Source organism: Segatella copri (genome assembly GCF_024330485.1).
GTDB lineage: Bacteria > Bacteroidota > Bacteroidia > Bacteroidales > Bacteroidaceae > Prevotella > Prevotella copri_L.
Genome location: NZ_JANDWX010000044.1, coordinates 1 through 24154, shown reverse-complemented (window position 1 = coordinate 24154; position 24154 = coordinate 1). Strand labels below are relative to the sequence as shown.

The window sequence follows — 24154 nt, the reverse complement described above, 5'->3', positions numbered from 1 at the left end:
TATTCCTCACTCGCTTGCTTTATGCCGATTTGGCAACTTTGTGCAAATCTACTCATTCCCAACTGTTTACGTTCCAACCTCTCTTATTCTCCTTTGGCTGCTTTAGAGCTTTATGTTAACAAATATAACTCATAGTTTTCTTCCCCTCAACTCACCGTTTTCTGGAGCATAAGTCATAGTTTACGCCATGCCAAACCTGCATTTATGACCTAAAAATATAACACGGACAAATTGAATTTGTCCGGATGCTTGTCCGGTAGCTTTATAATCTTCTCATAGTCAGCGATTTATATCATGCTGGACAAATTTGTCCGGACAAATTCAATTTGTCCGTGTTTTTTTTCTTGGAAAGTTTTCCTCATCCCGATTAAAAGATAAACATTTGGGGGATTTGGAACATTTTAAGCAAAAACATTTGGGGGATTTGGAACATTTTAACAAAAAACATTTGGGGGATTTGGAACTTATATGTATCTTTGCGCTCAAAATCAGCAAGTTATGAGAAAAAGAACATTTAAAAGAAAAGTGTACGACAAAATGCTCGAATGGAAGCGAGAGAGAAATGGTAGCACAGCCCTCTTGCTCAAAGGAGCACGCCGTGTAGGAAAGTCAACAGTAGCCAAAGCTTTCGCAGAAAATGAATACAAAAGCTATATCCTTATAGATTTCGCACAAGCATCTAAGGAAGTGAAACAGCTGTTTGACAACCTCATGGACTTGAACTACATATTTTTACGCCTCCAATCAATCTACCAAGTAATCTTGGAGCCACGCAAATCAGCCATCATTTTCGATGAAGTACAAATGTGCCCACAAGCCCGGCAAGCCATCAAATACCTAGTAGCAGACGGAAGATACGACTACATAGAGACAGGCTCTCTTATCAGTATCAAAAAGAATGTAGAAAACATTTTGATTCCAAGCGAAGAAACACGTTTGGATCTCTATCCGATGGATTACGAGGAATTTCGATGGGCAATGGGCGATACTGCTACATTTCCCCTTCTCAAGCAGTTTCTCGATGCAAAAGTTCCATTGGGAGCAGCGCATCGAGAAGCTATGCGCAACCTTCGTCTATATATGCTTGTAGGTGGAATGCCACAAGCCGTAAACGAGTACTTAGATACCAACAATCTGAGCAAAACAGATGCCGTAAAGCGAGAAATCATAGAACTTTATCTTGACGACTTCAGAAAGATTGACAAAACAGGAAGAGCTGCCAAGTTATTCGAGAGTATTCCTTCCGAATTAAACAAAAATTCAGCCAGATACCAGGTAGCAAGCGTATTGGATGATGCAGGCAGAAAGAATCTCATGGGAGTCTTGGCAGACATGAAAGACAGCATGGTGGTCAATTTCGCCTATCACGCAAATGATCCCAATGTTGGTTTTTCATTACATAGTGACGAAGACTACTATAAAATGTTTGTTGGAGACACAGGGCTATTCGTCACACTTGCTTTTTGGGATAAAGACTACACAGAGAACACCATTTACGAAAAGTTGTTGAGCGACAAACTGAGTAGCGATATGGGGTATGCCTATGAGAATCTCGTTGCCCAAATGCTTACCGCATCAGGAAACAAACTGTTCTATTACACATTTCCCCATGCAACAAGTCACAAGAACTATGAGATAGATTTCTTGCTATCTCGTGGCAAGAAGATTTATCCGATAGAAGTGAAATCATCAGGATATAACAGTCACAAGTCGCTAGATGAATTTTGCCAGAAGTTCTCTGATAGAATCGACAAAAGATACCTATTATATACGAAAGATTTCAAAAAAGATGGACAGACCTTATTGGTGCCAATATATATGACACCTTTGCTATAAATAAAATATAACACGGGCACATTCAATATCGCTATAAATCGAAAAAGAGAGGCGAGCTTCACAGCCAGCCTCTCCCGAGAGATTTATAGAAAATGCCACTCATGGCATTCCTATATCTTGATTAAAAATATTATCAAAATCTATGAAACTTAGCTTATCCTTTTGCAATATTAATACTTAGGATTCTGCTGCAGTTCCTTATTGTAGTCGCGCTCAGCCTGAGGAATTGGTAAAATCGTACGATAATCGTTATATTTGATTTCTACCTCATTGCTACTTGTTACACTCTGGTGATTACGCCAATATGCATAAGTTATCTGGTTCTCGCAGAACAACTCAATCTCATATTGATGAAGAATATCCTGAAGAGTTACAGATGTAACATCCTCATATCCTTCAATACGATTTTTCTGAATAGCATTGATGTATTTAGCTGCGGCAGCACTTGTTCCAGTCAAAGTGTATGAACCAGGATTGTCAATGTGCCACTGAGCCTCTGCAGCAATCAAATAAACCTCAGAAAGACGAATAATCTTTGGATTATTTACGTAGATATTAGCATTCTGACCAGGATACTTGGCAGGATAATAACCTGCTGCAGCCTCATACTCTTTAGCATCTGTCTGATCTTTAATCAAACGAGAACGTATGTCTTTTGGATGAGTAGAAAGATAATTATACAAATAGCCCTTAGTATTGAAAGCGCACTCAGGATAACCTGTTGCATCTGTATAATAGCCAGGACCATAACGCTGAGCATTATACTCAGAAGAAAGTTTCATCTCAAAAAGAGTCTCTGCTGCGCCTTCGCTAGCCCATGAAGAAATATAATTACTTCTTGAAAGAAGTTCCAATGCGGAATTCTTGTCATTGGAATAGTCTATTACCTCCTTAGCATCAGCGAGAGCCTTGGTGTATTCACCAGCATAAAGGTAAGCACGAGCACGAAGAGCCAAAGCTGCATAATAGTTAAAGTAACCTACATCAGAAGTTTTGCTCAGCAAAGGAAGTGCATCGGTAAACTGCTGAATAATGTAGTCGTAAGTTGTTTTCAAATCAGTACGAACACCCTTATAACCCTGTGGGAAAGTTTTGTCTGCCAAAACCAAGCCCAAAGAGTTTGAAGGATTATCCACTGTTGTTGGAATGTAACAGAACATACGAGCCAAGTCGAAATGCAGCAAACCACGCCAAGCAATCAACTGACCTTTGAGATTGTCAATTGTAGCCTGCTTACCTTCCACATTAGGAACAGCTTCCAAAGCACTGTTTACATTTGACAATGCCTTATAGAAAATCTGATAACCTGCATCAGGATATGTTCCGTTAGGAGAATAAACATATTGACGGATTTCATCTGTCTGTCCCTGTGAAGAAGGGGCCATGAAATCGTTAGTACGCAAATCACCAAAAAGAGTAAACTCAGAGGCGTATGACATTCTATCATAACCAACCAAAGAACCAGAGAGGACATAGCCAATACCATTGACGGCATTCTGCAAATCAGAAGTACTCTTAATAGCAGAGTTGGCAGGTAGTTCTGTAGAAGGTTCTCTATCGAGGAAGTCGCTGCATGAAGAGAACATCATGCTTGCAGCAATACCCAATACTAAATATATCTTTTTCATATTTATAATCTTCTATTATTGTTTAAAAACTGAAATTGAGACCGAACAGGAACTGACGTGTTGTTGGAGTATCAGTCTGACGATAACCATTGACATCTACATCTGGATCCAAATCCTTGGCTGCATTGTAAATCAAGAAAGGATTGGTTGCACGGAAATAAACGCGCAAATTGCTGATATACTTCTTGAAATATGGCACAGTCCAACCAATAGTAATATCGCGCATACGAATGTTATCTGTAGAGATAATTTCACGTGAAGAGAACTTATCTGAACGATAAGGATTACTCATAATTGGCTTAGGGAACTCTGCTACATCACCTGGCTTTTTCCAATAATTACCTGCTACACGCTTAGACATATTGAATGTGCCCATACGAACACCATCGCTATAAGTCAAGAAGTAACCTGGATAATCGAACAAATCACCACCAAACTGATAAGAAATCATGAATGAAAGATCAAAGTCCTTGTAACGGAAAGTATTGGTCATACCACCAATCCAATCAGGAACACCCTTACCGACAATAGTTTTGCCTGCCTTTGAATACTCAGGTGTTACACCCTTAGACTCATCCTCTGGGTCTATCCAGAATTCCATCAAACCAGTCTCAGAGTTTACACCCTTAGCTTTTGGCAAATAGAATGTATGCATAGACTCACCCTCACGGAGCAAGTACATATTACCATCACCATACTGAACATCGTCACCATTAGGCAACTTGTTTACCTTGATGCTCTGCTTTGTCAAATTGAAATCTGTTGTCCAAGAGAAATCGTTGGTACGAATATTCTGAGAACTGATAGAGAACTCAAGACCCTGGTTCTTCAACTCACCAATATTATTCCAATAACTATTGAAACCAGTTACGTATGATACTGGCATTTGGAAAAGAAGGTCTTTTGTCAACTTGTTGTAATAATCGAAAGTCAATGTAACACGATTATACAAAGTCCAATCCAAACCGATATTGAAGTTGTGAGATTTTTCCCAACTCAACTTTTCGTTAGCCATCTGACCCCAGAAAATTGCTGGCTGTGAGCCATAACCACCAGAAGTAGAATATGTACCCATATAACCATAATAATCTGTAGGCAGGTTACCATTAGTACCATAAGAAAGACGAAGCTTCAAATCGCTGAACAAATCATTGTCCTTCAAGAATTCTTCACTGCTGATACGCCAAGCACCAGATACAGAGAAGAAGTCAGACCAACGGTTGTCTGCTGCCAAACGTGAAGAACCATCACGACGATAACTTGCAGAGAAATAGTACTTATTATCATAGTTGTAGTTTAAGCTACCCAACCATGACATCATTGCAGCAGTATAGCTCATGCTGGAGTTGCTATTAGACTGGCCATTAGACAACTCTGGCAATGCAGCAGCATAATTCTGAGCAGAAGCATACAATATCAACAGGTCACGCTTCTCTGTCTCAAAACCAGCCATTGCAGCAAGATTATGCTTACCAAATGAATGATTATAATTCAATGTTGTAGAAGAGGTAAGAGTCTTACTTGTATATACGCTACGAGAACCGATACCATTCTGAGCCTTACCATTTACACTCTTTGGAGCCCAGAACTCGCGGATACTGTTGCTCATATAGTCGAAACCAAAGACTGAACGTAAAGTCAAATCGTATGGCAACTTCAATTCACCTTCAACATTAGTCAAACTACGCATCAATTCTGCATCCAATGTCTCAGAACGATCGCCCTGATCTTTAACATCACCATACATCAAGTTTGGATTAGAGATTGTAGATGAGAAAGAAGCACTTGCATTATATGAACCGTCTTCATTCTTTACCTTGGCAGTAGGGTCCATTGAGAAAAGAACAGACATTGGTGAACTTGTACCAAATCCCTGTGCCTGGTCACCCTGATCACGGAAACCAGAAGTATTGGTAAATGAAAGCATTTCCTTTGCAGAAACCTTGAACCAGTCTGTTACTTTATGATCCAAATTCAAACGACCACTATAACGGTCAAAAGAACTACCCTTTACAGTACCATTCACCTTATTATAGCCAAAGCTGGTGAAAAATTTCGTACGGTCATTACCACCATCAATAGAAATCTGATGGTCTGTGGTGAAACCTGTGCGGTAAATTTCATTAAACCAGTCTGTTGTCTCATTAGAGTCATAATTACTAAAATAACCAGATTTAATTTCTGCTAAAGCAGCTGAAGAAGCATCCATACCAGGATAATATATATTCAATGCATTTGGATACATTTCAAAATAGTTCTTGACTGCATCAGTCCAATACTCCTTCAACTCAGCACTATTCATGGTCTCGAATGCACTCTTTTTGGCAATATTACTCCAACCCATCTGCATATCATAGTTGACATGTGTCTTACCTTCCTTACCTCTCTTGGTAGTAATGATAATGACACCATTGGCTGCACGAGAACCATAGAGTGAAGATGCAGCAGCATCCTTCAATACGGTCATGCTTTCAATATCATTTGGGTTGATAGAAGACAAGATAGACTGAGAACGGGTATGACCACCAGCATTTTCCATATCACTATTTGATACAGGAACACCATCAATAACAAACAAAGGCTGAGTAGAGCCATTGATAGAACCAATACCACGAATCAAAATACTCTGGTCAGAACCTGGGTCACCTGTAGAAGCACCAAGATTGACACCAGCCATTTTACCCTCGAGTGACTTAACAAGTGAAGACTTTGCTGCAGACATATCCTTGTCCTTCATTACAGCTGCAGAACCTGTAAAGGAAGCCTTAGTGGTTGTACCATAAGCAACAACTACGACCTCGTCCAGGGTTTTGTTGTCAGAAGTCAAAGCAATCTTCATGTTAGAACTTGCTTTAACAGTTTGTGGATTCATACCTATATAGGTAATCTCCAACTTGGAGCCGGCTGGAACATTCAAACTGAAGTTTCCATCGACGTCCGTAACAGTACCCGTATTAGTACCAGCTACTTTGATTGATGCGCCAATAACAGGCTCACCATCCTCTGAAGCTACTACCTTACCGGTAACAGATGTTTGGGCAAAGGCTACTCCACAACTGAGAATTGCCCCCCCACAAATAAAGCGATTCTTTTAAACATAATCTCTCTCTTTATTAGATAATAATTTATAAATTTATAATAATCGGCTGCAAAATTAGATTTTTTTTCGGATATTTGCAAATATTTTGAAAGAAAAATTTAATAACGCACATAAAAAAGTCTGTTTTTAACACTTCTACCTTGTCATATTGCAACAAAAAGGATATTTTTGCAGCAATAAGGCTATAATTTGTAAGAACAGAAATAAGAAGGTTCTTAAGTTATCTATACAGGCATCTGCCGGGTAAGACGTATTGCTTAAATACGTAGAACAAATAGATTAAATAGTCACAGTTCTACGATTCATCGGTTCTAACAACTGGTTCCGTATGGTTGCCGGCATTTGCCAACAAGGTTGCTGACATATGTCAATAACTCTGTTGACATATGTCAGGAACATTAGTGGCATATGTCAGGAACCCTACAAATCTAATTCCTCAGACCAACAGATACGTTATCTATAAGCATAAGATATATCTGTTTCAGGCTTATTATCTGCAAAGAATAAATAGAATATCATACTGACTGCAAGGAGCGAAATACTTGACATACCACAAAAAAGAAAACGTTTACGGCACTTTTTAGTTAAAAAATTTGGGTATATTGCACATTTTTCGTAATTTTGCGCACGATTTCAACGACTAGAACAAAACAAAGTGGTTTTACACCTTATTATATATATTGAGAATGATATATGTAGGGGATTGTCGTTAGTATAAACAAAAGTATTAAGATAACAATGACTCACAATTTGTTAAAAGGCAAGCGTGGCATCATCTTCGGTGCACTCAATGAGGAATCAATCGCTTGGAAAGTAGCTGTAAAGGCTGCTGAAGAGGGTGCTACTATCGCACTTAGTAATACAGCTATGGCTTTGCGTATGGGTACGCTGGATAAGCTCGCTGAACAGATCAACGCTCCTATCATCGCAGCTGATGCGACTAGCGTAGAAGACTTGGAAAAGGTATTCACAGAGGCTCAGGAGAAACTCGGTGGCAAAATCGACTTCGTGCTCCACTCTGTAGCTATGAGCCCTAACGTTCGCAAGCATCGTACATACGATGACCTCGACTACAACTTCCTGAACAAGACATTGGACATCTCTGCTATCTCTTTCCACAAGATGTTGCAGGTAGCCAAGAAGTTGGATGCTATCAACGAGTGGGGTTCTGTAGTAGCTCTCACATACGTAGCTTCTCAGCGTACATTCTTCGGTTACAACGATATGGCTGATGCCAAGAGCATGCTCGAAAGTATCGCCCGCAGCTTCGGTTACATCTATGGTCGTGAGAAGCACGTGCGTATCAACACCATCTCTCAGAGCCCTACAGCTACAACAGCAGGTAAGGGTATCAAGGATATCGAGAACATGATGGACTTCGCCGACAAGATGTCTCCACTCGGAAACGCCGTAGCAGAGGATTGCGCTAACTACTGCGTGATGATGTTCTCTGACTTCACCCGCAAGGTAACCATGCAGAACCTCTTCCACGATGGTGGTTTCTCATCAATGGGTATGAGCCTCCGTGCCATGAACCAGTATGCTAAGGATATAACTCCTTATGAGGATGAGAACGGTAAGGTTATCTACGGATAATCAGGCAGAAGAGAAAAAAATCTCACTAATATACAAACAGGTATGTTCGGTAAAAATCTGAGCATACCTGTTTTTTTATTCATATCCACCCTCTATCTTAAACTTGGCAACAAGCGGAAGATGATCGCTGTATCCACCCAAATATCGTGGACCGAGATAGGTGCGGAAAGGTTTCTTTCCGCCATATTTCTCATCATCTTCTAAGAGGAATGGCAAATCTCCTATCTGACAACTCATCTTAAGCCGGGAAAGCGAAGGACTGAAGAGAATCTGGTCAAGACTTCGCCAATCTCCATGCCAGCGATAAGTAGCCTTGGCACCATGAGAGCCTTTGACGCCAACAGATATATTAATAAGGTGATGCTGATAAAGATAACGAAGGGCCGGAGAATCGGAATAATCGTTGAAATCGCCGGCTACGATAATCCTTGCACTATCATTGAGCGCATAGATAGAATCTACGGCAGAAACCAGCTGGCTGGCTACCTGCAGGCGGTAGGGACGCGAAACCTGTTCGCCGCCACGACGGCTAGGCGCATGCAATACAAAGACATGGAGCGTATCATCATTCATAATCCGCCCCGAAGCGTAGAGAATATCTCTCGTAGGGCGAGTATCAGGCAGCGGCTTGATGCGGATGGAGCGGAACTGTATAAGCGCAAAAGAAGATGGCTGATAAAGCAAAGCCACATCTATGCCTCGTTCATCGGGCGAATCGGTCATCACATAATCATAATTCACACCGCGAAGAGCTGAACGTCGGGTTAAATCAAACAGCACACTATCGTTCTCCACTTCGCAAAGCGCCACAAAATCGGGAACATGCCAGGACTTCTCCGAGGGTCTTGAAGGATTATCTGGGGAGGCGGTACCAACAAGCGACAAATCTTCATAACCCAAAGCTACTATAGTCTTGGAAAGATTTGCCAGCTTGCGCCAATAGCGATAAGGCGTCCACTTGTAACTGCTCTGTGGCAGGAATTCATAGTCATTCTTCAGCGAATCATGCCTCGTATCGAAGAGGTTTTCGCAGTTCAACTCCACAAAAGTGAGGAAACTTGATAAGATGAGAGTGAAAAACATAACATTTTATTTTGTATTGTCAACGATTTGATGTATCTTTGCAGTCGGTTTACAATGGTCCTATAGTTTAACGGATAGAACGGAGGTTTCCTAAACCTTTGATCCGAGTTCGATTCTCGGTGGGACCACGTACTTTCCTTATCATTCCAGAGATGATAAAACAATAAAGGTCGCTCCTGACAATCAGGAAGCGACCTTTATTATTTTTATATTCTTTCCAGTATCTTTCTCTATCCGACATACATCGGACAGAGAAAGAATGAAGAGTTTCTGATTACTTAACTTCTGCAACCTCCTCAGCTGGCTCTTCCTTAATCTTACGACCAAGAACGATGTAAGCCATTGGAGATGCAATGAAGATAGATGACAATGTACCGAATACAACACCCAGAATCATTGCGAATGAGAAGCTGCGGATGCTGTCACCACCGAGGATGAAGATACAGAGCAACACGAGCAATGTAGATGTAGATGTATTGATGGTACGAGCCAATGTCTCATTGATAGATGCATTGAAGAGCTGCTGACGGTCGCCCTTAGGATGCAACTTCAAGTTCTCACGGATACGGTCGAACACAACCACCTTATCGTTGATAGAGTAACCTACCACGGTCAGGATAGCACCGATGAAGGTCTGGTCAATCTCCAATGAGAATGGAACGAGACCCCACAGGAGTGAGTAGAAACCGATTACTGTCAAGGCATCAAATGCCAAAGCTACAGTAGAACCTACAGAGAAGGCCACGTTGCGGAAACGTATCAGGATGTAGAGGAAGATAGCAATCAATGCGAAGAGCACACTATAGATAGCACCCATAGTGATATCCTTAGCTACAGAAGGACCTACCTTTGTACTACTGATGATAGAACCACCCTGACGAACATCTGGATTCTTGAATGCCTCAACACTCTTCTGAGAAACCAGGTTAGCCTTCTTCAAGGCATTGTAAAGGATGGTCTCAGCCTCATCGTCAACAGTTGGACTGTTGCTCTCAATCATATAGTTGGTAGATACACGGATAGTCTTACCGTCTGTACCGATAGCGATAGCACTTGTAGTAGCCTTAGTACCATCTGCATTGACGAAAGCACCGCCAAGAACGGTACGGATCTGCTCAGGCTCTACAGGATTCTCGAACTGTACTACATAGTTACGACCACCAGTGAAGTCGATACTCTTGCTCAAGCCACGAACAAAGAAACTACCGATGAATACCACAGCAGCAACGATAGCAACGGTGAAGGTAGTCTTGTACATAGACATGAACTTATACTTCTTGCCCTGCATCAGGTTGTGAGAAACTGGAGTATCAAACTTGCAGTGCATCCACTTATCGTGGTTCAACTTATAATCGTAAACCAGACGAGTCAGGAACACAGCAGTAAAGAATGAAACTACGATACCGATAATCCATGTAGTAGCGAAACCACGGATAGGACCTGTACCGGTAGTCAACAGGATAACACCAGTAATCAAAGATGTCAAGTTAGAGTCGAAGATAGCAGAGAAAGCGTTGCCATAACCGGCAGCTACAGCCTGCTTCATACCCTTGCCAGAACGAAGTTCCTCCTTGATACGCTCATAGATAAGCACATTGGCATCCACGGCAGTACCCAGAGACAAGACCATACCGGCAAGACCTGGCAATGTCAAGGCTGCCTGGAAGGACGTCAGAATACCCAACGTGAAGAATACGTTGACGAGCAAAGCCAGGTTAGCCATCATACCAGGAATGATGTTGTACATCATCACCATATAAACCATCAGGAGTACGAAAGCTACAACGAATGATACAATACCCATCTGGATAGACTGTGCACCGAGTGTAGGACCTACAACCTCCTCCTGAACGATACGTGCAGGAGCTGGCATACGACCAGACTTCAATGTGTTAGCCAAGTCCTTGGTATCCTCAATAGTGAAGTTACCGGAAATCTGAGAGCTACCACCGTCAATCTCGCCGTTTACACGAGGAGCAGAGTAAACTACACCATCCAGAACGATAGCAATAGCCTTACCTACGTTAGCCTTGGTCATCTGAGCCCACTTACGTGCGCCCTCAGTATTCATCTTCATGCTAACAACAGGTGAACCCATCTGGTCGAACTCGTCCTTAGCATCTGTAATCACATCACCCTCCAAAGGAGCACGACCTGTAGTGGTAGTCACCTTCAAGGCGTGAAGCTCAAAGATATTCTTAACCTTCAGGTTATCAGCTGGCTTAGCACTCCAAAGCAGACGCAAGTCTGATGGCAAAACGCGCTTAGCCACAGCAGAGTAGATAATCTTGTTGATAGCAGCAGTATCGCGAACGCTAGCATAACCAACAGTGCTCAAACCACCACCGAGCTGCAAACGAGCCAACAATGGGTGAGCCTTGATAGCAGCAGCATTCTGAGCCTCCTCGCCTACCTTGCTTGCAGCATCGTCCTTCTTCTTGATAGAGAACTTAGCCTCAGCCTTCTTAGGCTCAGCCTTAGCAACTTCTTTCTTTGCAGCAGTTGAATCAGCAGCAACAGAGTCTGTCTTCTCCTCACCGTTATCACCATTTGCGATACGAGTATCAAGCTGCTGGAGATAAGGAGCGATTTCCTCTGAGTTGTATGTCTCCCAGAACTCAAGGTTTGCACTACCCTGGAGCATCTTACGCATACGCTCTGGCTGGCTGATACCTGGCATTTCTACCATGATACGGCCCTGCTGACCTTCCAACTTCTGGATGTTAGGCTGTACAACACCAAACTTATCGATACGGGTGCGGACAACATTGAAAGAGTTGTCAATAGCATCCTGTACAGAAGCGCGGATAGCCTTCTCTACCTCTGCGTCGCTGCTCTGAGGAGAAACCTTGCCCTGCAACTGCTGGGTAGCGAACACTTCTGCGAGTTTATGACCTGGTGCGCTCTTATGATAAGCGTTAATGAAAAGTGACACGAAGTCACCACCGTTAGCTTCTTCCTGAGCTCTAGCTTCCTTCATGGCATTGGTAAAACCAGCGTCGGTCTTATGATCGGCAAGGTTTTCAAGTACATCAGGTACAGAAATCTCAAGAATTACATTCATACCGCCCTTAAGGTCAAGTCCAAGACCAATCTGAGTCTCCAAGCAGTTCTGGTAAGAATAAACACCTAAGTACTTAACAGAATCCTTATAATCCTGCTGAGCAATAGGATCTTTAATCTTTGCAGCCTCGCTGTCATAGTAACGTGTGGCAAACGAGAATGACAAATAGAAGATACTTGCGAGTGTCAGTAAGACGGCTACACAAATTACAATTCCTTTGTTTTGCATTTCTATTTATTGTTATTAATTATTTGTTTCTTTTCAATTGCTTTTAGGGATTCTTTCAAAAACCTCCATAAAGTTGTGCAAAAATAAGCATTTTTTTTCTTATATAAGAATAATTTGCTCTATTTTTGCTTTTTAGGGCGCATTTTTAGCTTACAAATGATAGGATAGTGGTCTGAAACGTCGATTTTATCATCAACTTTGCATTCATAAGGCTCCCAATCGTCTGAACACATGATATTGTCAATGCGAACAAAAAAGCCTCCATGATGATAGCTGATACCCGGTCCGTTACCACTTGCAATGTAGCAATCCGTCAAATCTTTAGCTATCGTTCGATGAGCATAAGAGATAGGACCATCATTAAAGTCACCGCACAAAATAATACTCTGTTCTTTATGCTGCTGAATGTATTTTGCTACAGCCTCAGCCTCCGGAGCCCGTTTCTTTGTTGCCTCGGCAAGTTTTACAACGAGCAGCTTGGACGTTTCTTCTGCAGTATCAACCTGCAATTTTCCGATAACCAGATTCTTGAACTGGCGTCTGTCCTCTAAACTTAAGCCGGTAGTTTCCAAATGATTATTGATGAGAAGGACCTCTCTATCTTTCACTTTCAGACGATACGCTACACTCATGTTTCCTTTCGATTCATAAGGAATTCGCTCTTTTGAAAGAATAGGGTATTTACTGAGCAACATAAGACAGTTTCCGCCATTCACGTGCATCGTTGTATCCTGATAAGCATACATCGGCTTGAGCATGCTATCTATCTGCTCAATATTCCGGGAAGTAGGACATGCTTCCTGCAGACAAACAATATCAGCATCCTGCTCCTGCAGATAAGCAATACAGATATTAGTTCCTTCGGCATCCTCTGTCTGTGCACCAAAATTCCAGGTATTATATGATAGAACTTTGATACAACCTTTTGGAGTTTCGCCAGAAAAGTTGATTGGCATATACTTGCGGACAGGAACAAAACAGATCAAGAAGCCTAAGAATGGAATAATGGCATACTTAGACCGGAAGAGCAACCAGAAAAGCAAAAAGCCTAAGTTAACTATAAGAAAAACCGGGAAAAGTAAGCCAAGATTAGCCAATGCGGCGAACTTTTCCGGCTGAAAGAAGTCAGAAAAGCCCACCAGCAACATGATGATGATAGTTGCCACATTAGCACCAGCTACCATCTTATATGTAAATTCCTTAAATCCTTTAAACATAGTTTCCTACTTATTACTCTGATCAAAGAGCATCTGCTTTTCACTCTGAGTCAAGCTATCATAACCGCTTTTCCTTATCTTATCCAAGATCCTATCTATCTCTTCCTGAGATACGACCTTTTCATTGGTCTTACATTCAGCATCCTGTTCATAAGTCGGATTATAAGATTCATTCTTGGTATAAGTAAAATGCGTTCTACCTGCCCGACGCTTTCCACCGAACATACCTTTCAACTTATCGAATGCATCAGCAGAATTAGACTGATAGTAACCATTACCAATCTGCTTACGCCAATAACGGATCAGGAAGAATCCAAAGACCATACCTCCCAAATGGGCAATATGAGCCACACCGTCATCAGAGAGAGAGAATGTTGAAACCAATTCAATGACAGCATAGCCTATCACGAAGAATTTAGCTTTAATAGGAACTGGCAACGGGAAAATGAAGAGACGCTCGTTTGGATAAATCATACCAAAGGCAAGCAATATGGCATAAATAGCTCCTGAAGCACCCACGGTAGTCCATAGGTTCAGATATTGCTCCATTGTTATTCTGGCTCCATTAACACTAACATAATCATAAGCTGCCATATCCTTTGCCACATAGGTAATATACTGTGCAGCTTCCTGGAACAAACCTGCTCCCACCCCACACACTATGTAATAAAAAAGGAATTTCTTTGGTCCCCAAACTCTTTCAACCACACAGCCAAACATCCATAAGGCAAACATATTAAAGAGAATATGCTGGAAACCACCATGCATAAACATGTAGGTAACTAACTGATAAATATGGAAATCGGATGCCAGGAAAAAATGAAGCCCAAACATATCTGTCAGGCCAGAACCGCCACCCATACTCTTGTCCATCAGCATGCATGCCAGGAATGCTACTACATTCACTATCAGCAAATTCTTTGTTACAATTGGAATATTGCGCATAACTTTATTTCTATAAACAGTTTAATAATCTGACTAATATTTGTATTTTGGCGACAAAATTACGAAAAATATCCGTGAAAACACCAAAAAATAGACTTATTACACTTAAATTTCAATAATTTCATCACTTTTCTGCTTTTTTTATTTGAACTTTCACAAGAAAAAGCTATATTTGTAAACGAATTCAACTAAGAAACAACAATATTATTCATTTAATAACGAAAAATTATGAACAAGACAGAATTGATTGACAAGATTGCAGCAGGTGCTGAGATTACAAAGGCACAGGCTAAGGCCGCTCTTGAAGCTACAACAAACGCATTGAAGGAAGCCCTCATTGCAGGTGACAAGATCCAGTTGGTAGGTTTCGGTACATTCAGCATTAACGAGCGTCCTGCTCGTGAGGGTATCAATCCAGCTACTAAGGAGAAGATCCAGATTGCAGCTAAAAAGGTTGCTAAGTTCAAGGCTGGTGCTGAGCTTGCAGATGCAATCAACAAATAATTGTAAAGATTATTTTAATTACAAATATAGGGCAGTCCTTTATGGCTGCCCTATATTTTTTTATTCTATTCAAGTTTATTCAAATTTAAATCTTCATGTTTCATCCTTTATTTTGGCTGTTTTCCGATATATGCCAAGATACCACCATCTACGTAGAGAATATGACCATTCACTGCATTAGAAGCATCTGAAGCCAAGAAAACAGCAGGACCAGCCAACTCTTCTGGTTCCAACCAGCGACCTGCAGGAGTCTTTGCACAGATAAAGCTATCGAATGGATGACGGCTACCATCTGCCTGACGCTCACGGAGAGGTGCTGTCTGAGGAGTTGCGATGTAACCAGGGCCCAAGCCATTGCACTGGATGTTGTACTCACCATACTCTGAGCAGATGTTACGTGTCAACATCTTCAAGCCACCCTTGGCAGCTGCGTATGCAGAAACAGTCTCACGGCCCAGCTCGCTCATCATAGAACAGATGTTGATAATCTTACCATGCCCCTTCTTGATCATACCAGGGATAACTGCCTTAGATACGATAAAAGGTGCTGTGAGGTCAATGTCAATAACCTGCTTAAAGTCATCTACAGACATCTCTGTCATAGGAATACGCTTGATAATACCTGCGTTGTTTACCAAAATATCAATAACACCAAGTTCCTTCTCGATGTCAGCTACCATGTTTTTCACCTGTTCCTCATCTGTTACATCACAGATATAACCCTTTGCCTCAATACCCTTTGCTTTGTAATCTGCAAGAGCCTGATCCATGTGGTGCTGGCTACGGCAATTGAAAGCAATCTTAGCACCAGCTTTGGCATAAGCCTCAGCCATAGCAAAACCGATACCGTATGCGGCACCTGTTACGAGGGCAACCTTACCCTCCAATGAGAATAGTTTGTTAAAGTCCATACTTTTATATATTTATCAATTGTTTGATTTGTTACGAGGGCAAAGATACAAAATAATTTTGAATATCACCCTAAATCAATACGAAAGATGCACCCTTTTTACTTATTTTCTCATTTTATTGACTGCTTTTCCTAAGTTTGTCCCTTTTTACTATGTTTTATTCACACACTTATCTTATCTGAACACCCAATGTTTCTTCTATTACTTGGATGACCTGTGGGATGGAATTCGTATCAAAATCACCCGTCAGACGCTTGCTCTCATCAGAAGCCGTATAGCTTGTACCAGATAATTTAGAAAGTTCCTCCAATACTTCGGATAATGGAGTGTTGTCAAAATGCAGGCGATGGGTAGCCCATGCCACATCATTGATATCATAATCTGCCAACAACTTAGGCTGGGCAGCCCCTTTCAATAGACGTGCCCGCTTGCCTTTAATCAGGAAGACACCCTCTTCAGAGTTACGAGCTGTGAAAAGCACCTTTCCGCTGGTTACCATCACTTCGGGAGCATCCGTTCTTTCATCCACCATAAACTGGGTACCGAGCACTCTTACGTGTCCATGCTCTCCCATCACATCGAAAGGATGCTGTTCATCATGCTTCACCTGATAATAGATGCAGCCCTTCATCTCCACCTTTCTGCAATCATCTTCCTGATAGGAAAGAGAAGAATGAGGCATCAACGAAACCTTCGTTCCATCAGGCAGATGATACGCCACTACTTCTGAATCAGCAGAAAGCGTCACCGTCTTTGGCTGCAAAAGCGTATAGGCTCCTATGGTGAAGATCACCAGAATAGATGCAGCCACAGCTATCCAGCGGATGCGACGCATGCGTAAAGATACAGTTGCTGCATGCGAAACTTCTTCATCAGCAATGCCAACCCGAGCCTTCACTTTCTGCAAAGCCTTTCTGGTATCCAGCTTGCCCGGCTGAAAATACTTCAGCACAAAATCCTGTTCATTCTTGTTGATCTTCATCATAGAATCCCTTTCTTCCTTTAAAATTGTCCTGTAATCTGTGCCTTGCCGGCAATGGCAAAGCACAAGGTACCTAAAATGATAAAAAGACTTCTTTTCATACTCCTCACTTTTTATTTGGTATATATTCCACCTTGATTATCCGATGGTGCCGATGGCAATGGGGCGATATATTTCGAAGCTTCACAGACATTAAATCCTGCCACTACACCGAAACCACCTTTTACGTTCGAATAAGTAGGTGTCACCTGCATCAATCCAGCGTCCGCCCAACTATTGCTCTGCGCATCGTTAATGCTCTTCAAGAAGCGATAGTACTCTGGAGTAACCTTGCAAAGTTGTACATTATAAGTAAAGCCAAACAAACGGTCCCAACCATCATACGTGTGCCAATAAGAATCATTACTGTTCACTTCCAAATGCATCGTATAGGTCTGTCCATTTATCGTCCGGTCATTGAAGATATAAACATCATCAAAGTATTTGTATTCGTCAAAGCCGAAATCATCATCCAACTCTGACTTCTTGTTAATCAATGGCTCACTGGTGGTCACCATCTCAGGCCAAACAATATTTGATGCCAAACTATCAAAACACCATTCATATTCATCCTCCCTACCCAAATAATTAAGGTAATCTTGGTAATTATTAGCATAAACATCATATTGCCATCTATTGCCTTCTTTGGGAACACCTTTCAAGTTTCCATATTTCTGCTTGCGAGTTACCTTCACAGAATAATAATCCGTGGTTGAAGCAGGGTCACTAAAAGTCGCTTCCAACTTATCTACCGAGAAATAAACATCATGATCCGACGATTTCTCTTTCAAATGGATGTCACCTATATTTACATCAACCTTCTCAGGAATGGAAGTCGAAGCAGAAACCTCGGAGAGACCATCTGCCGATACCTGGACCTCAATCTTATCTCCAGCCTTCTGCTTTCCTACGGCATAATACTGTCCTATTAGGGTAGAAAGAGACCAACTATCGGAAACTTGAGAAAAGGACTGCGCTTCCTTTATGTTTTCGATACGTTTCACCTCCTGTGGCATTCCATTTACCTTATATACGACACTTGCATCCACGGTTAAACGTGATTGGGTATCTATATCTCCTTTGAAAGAAGAAACGGGCAAGCTTTTCGTTACAACGATAAGTGTGGTATCTCCCTCCGTTGGAAAACAATAAAGTACCAATCGGGGAGTATCTTGCAGCTTCTTCACATCAAAATCATCTATGCAAGAAGAAAAGGCCACGCTCATCAAAAAGAAGAACAGTCCCCATTTCCAACTTACATTGATTTTTATTCTTCTATGATTTGTATTCATATCCAATGAGATTTCTTTTGTTTTAAAACTTGATAGTATAACTAAATGAAGGTATTATTGGAATAAATCCCTTGTTTTTCGCCTCAAACTGCTGCGTAACCTCATTATAGTCCACCTTGACGTACATCGAGTTGAGATGGCAATAAGCATTATAGATGCTCAAATTCCAAATGCGCTCATGTCCATGCTTGGTGACATGACGGAAATCGAATCCCAAGTCCAAGCGATGATAAGCTGGAAGCGTCAAATTATTGGGGATGGCATAGACATAAGAGGCGGAATTCCACCAATTCCTGTAATACTTGCCTTCTTGATCTGGCAAGCTTGGAAATGCCGCCAACTGGGTTGGCACCGTGGCATGATTGCCCGTGTGATAGTTCCAGACCGCAAAGCAACTCACCTTCTTGTTAAACGCATACCGCAAGGACAGATTCAACTTATGGCGGTTGTCAAACTTGTCGTAATACCAATCCTGATAGAAGTCATCATACTTTCGCTTGTTCCAAGAGAGCGTATAAGAACCACTCAAAGTCAGATGATTGGTGCGATAAGTGGCATCAGCCTCAACGCCATAGAAGAGCCCCTTGCCATCCATCACTTGCGAATCCCAATGCTCAGCAGGCGGCTCTATGCCTACCCAACTGCTGTATTGAAGCAGATGCTTGGACAACTTGTAATACCCTTCGAGCGACAGAAGCCAATGACGGTTGGGCTGGGCATAGATTCCTGCCGCAAACTGATAAGAACGCATTGGCTTCAGATTTCGGGTAGTCGGTACCCAATAATCCGTAGGCAAGGACAAGTAGCTGTTAGAGACCTTATGCACATACTGGGTCATCTGAGTAAAGGAAGCCTTCAGCGACACCTCATTGCTCAGTTGATATTTCAGGGCAAAACGTGGGTCGATATTCAAGAAGTTCTTGTTACTGATATGAAAAAGGCCCATATTGAAGCCAACATTCATACTCCAGTTGCGGTTGATATTGATTTCATCCTCTGCGTATACCGTCCACTCATGCGCCACATGACGATTACTACTATTCATTCGGATGGTATCAACTTGGGCTGATGCATTTCCCTCATATCCAGTATAATCCAATTGCATAGCTGTCTGGGGGCGAAAGAGATGCATCGTATAGTCGCTTCCAAAACGGAAATGATGACGAGGGTTCGGACGGTAATCGAATGCCAGACGATAGCCCGCATCATAAATCGTTGAGGTATAACCATGCTCCAAGTGAGTGACAGAAGTGGCATTCTCTCCCGAAGGATTGATATAACGATCATCATCAAAGGAATACAACTTGGAACGATTATGGGAATACACCGCTGTAATGTTTGAAAAGAGCTTCGGAGAGAACAGGTAGTTCCAGTTGAGTGCAACATTAAAGTTTCCCCAATCCAGCTGCGACTTCGTCAAGTCCTTGTCATAGCTTTGGTTGGGTTGATACCCATCTGCCTTACTTTGATCAAAATCATCCTTCACATCCCAGCTGTCTTTTCCGTGATAGAGACTCAAGTCTATCTTCGAACGGTCGTTGAAACGATGGGTTACCTTGGCATTCAGGTCCATGAAGTAATAACCTATCGAGAGTTTATCGTCTGGATCAGAGAAAGCCTTGGTCAAGGGACGGGACAGCAGATCCATCCAGGAACGGCGCATACCTATATTATAAGAGGTCTTGCCTTTCTGGATAGGTCCCTCAAACTGCACACTGGCATCGAGCAGTCCGATGCGATAGGCACCATGAAACTGATTCATGTTTCCATCGGCTGTACGCACATCCACCACCGACGACAATCTTCCACCATATCGTGCAGGAAAGCCGCTCTTGTAGAAATCCACGTTTTTCACCACATCGGCATTGAAACTGGAGAAAAGCCCCAGCGCATGATTCGTATCATAAAGCGGAGTACCATCTATCAGATAAAGGTTCTCATCACCATTGCCGCCATGCACATAGAGTCCGCTTGCCAACTCCTGTCCTTCTGCCACTCCACTCACACGCTGCAGGGTCTTCACCACATCCGGTGAAGACATCAGGGCAAACTCTGTCTTGATATCCTTGTTCGAAAAGGAGCGCTTGCCGGTTTGCGTTGTAAGAAGCGGAGAGTTCAAATCGCCATCTACCACCACCTCAGGCAATTTACCATCAACACGGAGTGCCATATTATGATGCATATCTTTCGAGAGATTCAATTTTTCTACCTTGTCGGCATAGCCCACATACGAAAAGCGAAGCTGGTGCTCGCCTTCAGGCAGGGTAAGCGAAAAGAAACCATATTCATTGGTGGTTGTACCGATGCCATCCGTCAGATCATAGATGGTGGCATTAATCAGCGATTCGCCACTCTCATCACGGACATATCCGCTGAGAGTGTGGCGACGCTGAATCTGCTGAACTTTGTGATTGATATTCGTGTAAGATGTTGATATTTGTTGTACGGGTTTTCGCTTCAATATCACATAGTTCGCATTGATATTATATAGAATATGAGTTTTCTCGAAAAGCGCCTTCAGTGCCTTCTTCACCGGAAGATGCTGAATGTCTGGTCCATGATACTTGATGTTCAATTCCCCATCAAGCGATGAATCATAGACGAAGTTGATTTTCCTGATGCGGTGCAGCCAATCCATCTGCTGACGGATGGTGGTAGAAGTCTGAGCCTCCACCATCATCTTCGGCGTGCCTGCCAACGTTGGAGCTGGCAAGGCAAGAATTGAGAGCGCAAAAATAATCTCTTTACCTTTCATAACTGTACTTTTATTCATTCTTTTATTGCTATAACGCAAGAATTACAGAATACCCCCATGGATGAAAGGTAAAATATAGAAAAAATCTGCAAGAAAATCATCTTTCTTGCCTCGTAAGGTCTTTAAAGCCTTGGAAATCTGATGCTCCACGGTCTTTTCCGACAGGTTCAGTTCTTCAGCTATCTCCCGATAAGTCATTCCGTCACGCTTGCTCATCAGGAAGATTTCCCTGCATCGTTCGGGTAATAGCTCGATAGCCGTCCACAGTTTTGCCTCCCGGAAAGAACTTTCCTGTGCCTGGTCATCAGAAATCACGCCACATAAATCGGTAGGAGAAATCTCCGTATCTATCGGAGACTGGCAGCGCAACCGGTCGATGCAGGCATTGCGCACAGAGATATATAAGAAAGCCTTGATGTTTTCCGGCATGATGCTTCTACTTATCAATTTCACAAAACAATCCTGCACCACGTCTTCAGCCTCATCGATATCATGCAGATAATGAGTGGCATAAAGACATAGCGGACGATAATACTGCTGAAATATCAAGTCTATCTCTTGCATAAACTTTCTCTACCTAAACTAAACTCTTATATAACAAAATAACCCTTCAAGTCTTTGCGGATTTGAAGGGTTATTTATGACCTGTTGTCCCAGGCGGATTCGAACCACCACTGACAGAACCAAAAACTGTAGTGCTACCATTACACCATAGGACAAGCAAATCGGCTACAAAGGTAGTGGATTTTTTCTCCACTACCAAATATTTTCAATACTTTTAACGATTACTTAACGGTAATCAAGAAGTAGTTCTTCTTACCTTTCTGAACCAAAAGATACTTACCGTCAATCAGGTCATCAGCAGTTACAACCTGATCGAAAGCAGCGAGTTTCTCCTTGTTGAGTGAAACGCCACCACCCTTAACGAGCTTACGCATCTCGCTCTTACTTGGGAAGATCTGCATACCTTCCTGGTTGAAGAGGTCAACAGCTGTACCACCGAGCAAGTTCTTGTCGAGGTCGTAGTGAGGTACATTGGCAAATACATCATTCAATGTAGCCTCATCGAGCTGTGCCAAGTTCTCCTTGGTTGCCTTACCGAAGAGGATGTTGCTGGCTGCGATAGCCATATCCAAATCCTCCTGAGAATGAACCATTATGGTAACCTCCTCAGCCAAACGCTTCTGAAGTACACGGCGGCCTGGGTCCTGCTTGTGCTCCTCTACGAGAGCATCGATAGTCTCCTTGTCAAGGTCAGTGAAGATCTTGATGTACTTCTCGGCATCATCATCGCTTACGTTCAACCAGAACTGGTAGAAAGCGTAAGGAGTAGTGCGGTTACGGTCCAACCAAATGTTACCGCTCTCTGTCTTACCGAACTTCTTGCCGTCTGCCTTGGTAATCAAAGGACAAGTGAGGCAGAAGCACTCTGCGTCGTTACCCAATGTGCGGTGAATCAGCTCAGTACCGGTAGTCATGTTACCCCACTGGTCGTTACCACCCAACTGGAGACGAACACCATACTTTTCATACTGATAGAGGAAGTCGTAGCCCTGGAGCAACTGATAGGTGAACTCAGTGAAAGACAGGCCGTCGCGAGCCTCACCGTTCAAGCGCTTCTGCACGCTATCCTTCGCCATCATGTAGTTTACAGTGATATGCTTACCAACCACACGAGCGAAATCAAGGAAGGTGAAGTCCTTCATCCAGTCGTAGTTGTTCACCAACTCCGCCTTGTTAGGCTCATTGCCATCGAAGTCGAGGAACTTAGATACCTGCTTCTTGATAGCTTCCTGGTTATGATAGAGAGTCTCTGAATCGAGAAGATTGCGCTCCTGGCTCTTGCCAGAAGGGTCGCCAATCATACCCGTGGCACCGCCGACGAGGAGATAAGGCTTATGGCCACAACGCTGCAAGTGGCGCAACATCATGATACCACAAAGGTGACCGATGTGCAGAGAGTCTGCAGTAGGGTCAGTTCCGAGATAGGCAGACACCATGTGGGTGTTGAGATATTCCTCAGTACCTGGCATTATCTGCGCCAGCATACCACGCCATTTCAATTCTTCAACAAAATTTTTTGCCATAGAATATGATTTTTTATTATATTATATAATATGTATAAGGGGCCCAACAATACAGTCGGAAACTTACGGTACGGGATCATAACCCGAACCACCCCAAGGATTGCATCTTAAGATGCGCCAAACAGCCAAAGCCAGTCCCTTAAAGGGACCATGCTTCAGGATGGCTTGTCTCGCATACTCTGAGCAAGTGGGCTGAAAGCGACAAGAAGGTGGCGTATAAGGAGTAATACACTTCTGATAAAACAATATCGGCAGTATAAGAATCCATACCAACACCTTTCTCATGCCATGTGCTATCATAAAGAGAATCTTCATCATAAACTGCTCTCTTTCATGACTGTTTCAGATTGCATCTCCTTGATATTATCAACCAATCTATCCAAAAGTTTAGTCATTTTGGTTGAAACCAGCTTTGAAGGCTGCAATTGTTCTGTTTGCCAAACAAAAGCCACAAGCAATTGTTTTCCAACATAATTCTGCATACAAGTCTCCAGCTCCTGTTTTTGATAACGAAAAGCTTCACGTATCTGTCGCTTTACCCGATTGCGCTTTACTGCGTGCTTAAAATAACGCTTAGATACACTGATAAGAACTTGAACAGAAGGGGCTTGCTCATCTTTCTTGTCAACAAGAAGAAACACCATTCTTATAGGCCATGCCGTCATTGCTTTAGCACCACCTCCAAAGAGCTGTTCTATAAGTGTCAGTTTACATAGATGCTCTTTCTTTCCGAATGTTTTATTTCTGTCTGTTGACATATCTATTCTACCTTAATTCCGCAACACTATAGTTTAACATTATTTATAAGTGCCTGAGCAACAAAAAGTTGCCCAGGATTTTGCCATGTCAGAATTTTCACTTACCTTAGTGTTGCGAAAAGAAGACAA

17 protein-coding genes and 2 tRNA genes are annotated in these 24154 nt (G+C 42.4%); 4 read left to right on the top strand and 15 right to left on the bottom strand.

Annotated features, from left to right (window positions below):
• Positions 1 to 498: 498 nt before the first annotated feature.
• Positions 499 to 1836: an ATP-binding protein gene (locus NNC77_RS15075; RefSeq protein ID WP_153085068.1), complete on the top strand. Its 1338-nt coding sequence runs from the start codon at positions 499 to 501 to the stop codon at positions 1834 to 1836.
• A gap of 170 nt (positions 1837 to 2006) precedes the next feature.
• Here NNC77_RS15075 and NNC77_RS15070 read toward each other — a convergent pair whose 3' ends face one another.
• Positions 2007 to 3464: a RagB/SusD family nutrient uptake outer membrane protein gene (locus tag NNC77_RS15070; protein WP_254971658.1), complete on the bottom strand. Its 1458-nt coding sequence runs from the start codon at positions 3462 to 3464 to the stop codon at positions 2007 to 2009.
• A 22-nt stretch (positions 3465 to 3486) separates the two neighbouring features.
• Positions 3487 to 6543, bottom strand: a complete 3057-nt coding sequence (locus NNC77_RS15065; protein WP_254971660.1) for a SusC/RagA family TonB-linked outer membrane protein — start codon at positions 6541 to 6543, stop codon at positions 3487 to 3489.
• A gap of 759 nt (positions 6544 to 7302) precedes the next feature.
• Here NNC77_RS15065 and NNC77_RS15060 point away from each other — a divergent pair.
• Positions 7303 to 8160, top strand: coding sequence for an enoyl-ACP reductase FabI (locus NNC77_RS15060; protein ID WP_022121533.1), 858 nt, complete (start codon positions 7303 to 7305; stop codon positions 8158 to 8160).
• Positions 8161 to 8235: 75 nt separating this feature from the next.
• On the opposite strand, the gene NNC77_RS15055 is transcribed toward NNC77_RS15060, so the two are convergent.
• A complete protein-coding gene (locus NNC77_RS15055) occupies positions 8236 to 9243 on the bottom strand; it encodes an endonuclease/exonuclease/phosphatase family protein (protein WP_154480444.1) in 1008 nt (335 codons plus the stop codon).
• 56 nt (positions 9244 to 9299) lie between these two features.
• On the opposite strand from NNC77_RS15055, the gene NNC77_RS15050 reads away from it, so the two are divergent.
• Positions 9300 to 9371 (top strand) — tRNA-Arg (locus NNC77_RS15050).
• Between the two features lie 146 nt (positions 9372 to 9517).
• Here the strand turns inward: NNC77_RS15050 and secDF are convergent.
• The 3 genes from secDF to NNC77_RS15035 form a co-directional block, all read right to left on the bottom strand.
• Positions 9518 to 12535 (bottom strand): protein translocase subunit SecDF, encoded by a 3018-nt coding sequence (gene secDF / locus NNC77_RS15045; protein WP_254971656.1) that lies wholly within the window; start codon positions 12533 to 12535, stop codon positions 9518 to 9520.
• A 119-nt stretch (positions 12536 to 12654) separates the two neighbouring features.
• On the bottom strand, positions 12655 to 13752 hold the full coding sequence (locus NNC77_RS15040; protein ID WP_153091426.1) for an endonuclease/exonuclease/phosphatase family protein: 1098 nt from the start codon (positions 13750 to 13752) through the stop codon (positions 12655 to 12657).
• A 6-nt stretch (positions 13753 to 13758) separates the two neighbouring features.
• Positions 13759 to 14697 carry a rhomboid family intramembrane serine protease gene (locus NNC77_RS15035; RefSeq protein WP_022121528.1) on the bottom strand — a complete coding sequence of 313 codons (939 nt, stop codon included), beginning with the start codon at positions 14695 to 14697 and terminating at the stop codon, positions 13759 to 13761.
• 228 nt (positions 14698 to 14925) lie between these two features.
• Between NNC77_RS15035 and NNC77_RS15030 the strand changes: the two genes are divergently transcribed.
• Positions 14926 to 15201, top strand: coding sequence for an HU family DNA-binding protein (locus NNC77_RS15030; RefSeq protein ID WP_006848085.1), 276 nt, complete (start codon positions 14926 to 14928; stop codon positions 15199 to 15201).
• A gap of 107 nt (positions 15202 to 15308) precedes the next feature.
• On the opposite strand, the gene NNC77_RS15025 is transcribed toward NNC77_RS15030, so the two are convergent.
• The 9 genes from NNC77_RS15025 to rnpA all read right to left on the bottom strand — a co-directional run bounded on the left by NNC77_RS15025 (position 15309) and on the right by rnpA (position 24025).
• Entirely contained in the window at positions 15309 to 16112 is an 804-nt protein-coding gene (locus tag NNC77_RS15025; protein ID WP_117587230.1) for a gluconate 5-dehydrogenase, read from the bottom strand.
• Between the two features lie 169 nt (positions 16113 to 16281).
• A complete protein-coding gene (locus NNC77_RS15020; RefSeq protein WP_254971653.1) occupies positions 16282 to 17097 on the bottom strand; it encodes a FecR family protein in 816 nt (271 codons plus the stop codon).
• Positions 17098 to 17207: 110 nt separating this feature from the next.
• Entirely contained in the window at positions 17208 to 18425 is a 1218-nt protein-coding gene (locus NNC77_RS15015; protein ID WP_118081311.1) for a DUF4249 domain-containing protein, read from the bottom strand.
• Between the two features lie 22 nt (positions 18426 to 18447).
• On the bottom strand, positions 18448 to 21198 hold the full coding sequence (locus NNC77_RS15010) for a TonB-dependent receptor (protein ID WP_254971652.1): 2751 nt from the start codon (positions 21196 to 21198) through the stop codon (positions 18448 to 18450).
• Positions 21199 to 21222: 24 nt separating this feature from the next.
• On the bottom strand, positions 21223 to 21744 hold the full coding sequence (locus tag NNC77_RS15005) for an RNA polymerase sigma-70 factor (RefSeq protein ID WP_254971651.1): 522 nt from the start codon (positions 21742 to 21744) through the stop codon (positions 21223 to 21225).
• Positions 21745 to 21828: 84 nt separating this feature from the next.
• Positions 21829 to 21899, bottom strand: a tRNA-Gln gene (locus tag NNC77_RS15000).
• A 66-nt stretch (positions 21900 to 21965) separates the two neighbouring features.
• Positions 21966 to 23267: a tyrosine--tRNA ligase gene (gene tyrS / locus NNC77_RS14995; RefSeq protein ID WP_006848087.1), complete on the bottom strand. Its 1302-nt coding sequence runs from the start codon at positions 23265 to 23267 to the stop codon at positions 21966 to 21968.
• A gap of 63 nt (positions 23268 to 23330) precedes the next feature.
• Positions 23331 to 23582, bottom strand: a complete 252-nt coding sequence (gene yidD / locus NNC77_RS14990; RefSeq protein ID WP_040553354.1) for a membrane protein insertion efficiency factor YidD — start codon at positions 23580 to 23582, stop codon at positions 23331 to 23333.
• Positions 23582 to 24025, bottom strand: a complete 444-nt coding sequence (gene rnpA / locus NNC77_RS14985) for a ribonuclease P protein component (protein ID WP_254971650.1) — start codon at positions 24023 to 24025, stop codon at positions 23582 to 23584. The genes yidD and rnpA overlap by 1 nt, the downstream gene beginning before the upstream one ends.
• Between the last annotated feature and the right edge of the window lie 129 nt (positions 24026 to 24154).